This window comes from Streptomyces sp. PU-14G (genome assembly GCF_041028275.1).
Taxonomy (GTDB): Bacteria; Actinomycetota; Actinomycetes; order Streptomycetales; family Streptomycetaceae; genus Streptomyces.
In genome coordinates, this window is sequence record NZ_JASKYT010000667.1 from 1 (window position 1) to 1,704 (window position 1,704).

1 protein-coding gene is annotated in these 1,704 nt (G+C 75.8%); it reads left to right on the forward strand.

Annotation, left to right across the window (positions count from 1 at the left end; genetic code table 11):
* A partial coding sequence (locus tag AB8Z75_RS34540) for a PQQ-binding-like beta-propeller repeat protein (RefSeq protein WP_369209037.1) occupies positions 1 to 1,468 on the forward strand: 1,468 nt, incomplete at its 5' end.
* Positions 1,469 to 1,704: the final 236 nt, after the last annotated feature.

Here is a 1,704-nt window from a genome sequence, read left to right on the forward strand (position 1 = left end):
GCCGTACGCCGCGCCGCTGCCGCCGCTGGCGGGTCCCTCCCCCGCGCACGGCGCTCCCGCGCCCCCGCAGGCCGTCTCGCCGCCTCCCGCGCCTCCGTCCGCCCCGCCGTACGGTGCTCCGGGGCCCCGGTCCGCCGGGGGCGCCGACCAGAGCGGAAGCCCGGCCGCGGGGGCCGTGCCGCCGCCCGGCGTGCATCCGCTGCACCAGCCGCCGACGGCTCCGCCGCCGTCCCCGCAGCACCCGCAGCCGCCCGCGCAGCCGCCGTCCCAGCCCTCCGCGCACTCGGTGAGTGGCGGATATCCGGCGGGGTCCGGTGCCTCGTCGGGCGGGCCGCAGCGCTGGCGGCCGTGGCGGTTCCGGATGTCGAACGACGTGTGGGGCTCGCCGGCCGTCGCCGAGGATCTGGTGTACGTGACCTCCTTCGAGGTGCACGCGCTGGATGTGGCCAGCGGGCGCAGGCAGTTCAAGACGCGCGAGGTCGCCTGGTCGATGGCCGTCTCCGGCGGCCGGGTGCACGCCTCGGACGGACCGAGCCTCTACGCGCTCGACGCCGGCGACGGTTCGGAACGCTGGCGGTTGGCCACCGACGGCTGGGTCTACGCCCTCCAGGTGGACCGCGGCACCGTGGTCACCGGCACCCGCGGGGGCGGGGTCCAGGCGTGGGAGGCGGCCACCGGCGAGAAGCTGTGGGACCTGACGGGCGCCCAGACGGACTTCGAGACCCCCGAGGGCGGCCCCGTCATCGCTGATGGCGCCGTCTACACCTGGGCGGACGGGCGGCTGTACGTCTTCGAGGCCCGCACCGGAACCGAGCGGTGGACGTACCCCGTCGGAGACGCTTCCGCCACGGGCGGGGTGCCCGTACGGGTGACCGTCGCCGAGGACGGTGTGGCGTACGTCTGTGCGGGATCGCGGGTGTTTGCTCTGGACGCGGCGACAGGGCAGGAGAGGTGGCGTTTCGACGCGCCCGCGGCCTTCCTGAGCCCGGCCGCTTTCGTGCCGGGCCCCGGGGTGACCGGCGGCGGGGTGTACCTCGCCGACTACCTCGGCACGGTGTACGCGCTGGACTCCGGCAACGGCAACGACCGCTGGCGTATCGCGACCGAGGCACGGCATTCGGCCGAGCCCGTCGTCACCGCCGACGGTCTGGTCCATCTCGGCAGCGGCAGCGCCGTCTACACGCTCGACGCGGTCAGCGGCACGCCGCGCTGGCGCTTCGCCACGGGCGCCGACGTGGTGGGCGCCCCTGTGGTCGCCGACGGGCGGGTCCACTTCGGCTCCGCCGACCACTGCCTGTACACCGTCGACGCCGTGGGCGGACAGCTGCGCTGGAAGCTCGCCACCGGCGGGGAGATCACCGGTTCGCCGGTGGCGGTGGGCGGCGTCGTGTACGCGTGCAGCAAGGACCGCTGCGTCTACGCGCTGGACGCGACCAAGGGCACCGGACAGTCACGCCAGTCCGCCTGACCGGAGCGCTCGGCCGGGCCCTCCGTCGCACCCCGTCGCACCGGACAGCACCCCGTCGCACCGGACGACGACCGACCGGAGGGGAAGGGGGATTTCCGTCCTCCTCGGACGCGCCGTATGCCGCCTCATGCCGCGTCGCGTCCCCGGTGCGGCCAGGTCTCCTCGTCCTCGCTCCGGGGGCGGTCGGGAGGCGGCGGGGGAGCCGTCGGGAAGGCCGCGTCCGAGGAGGACGGAAA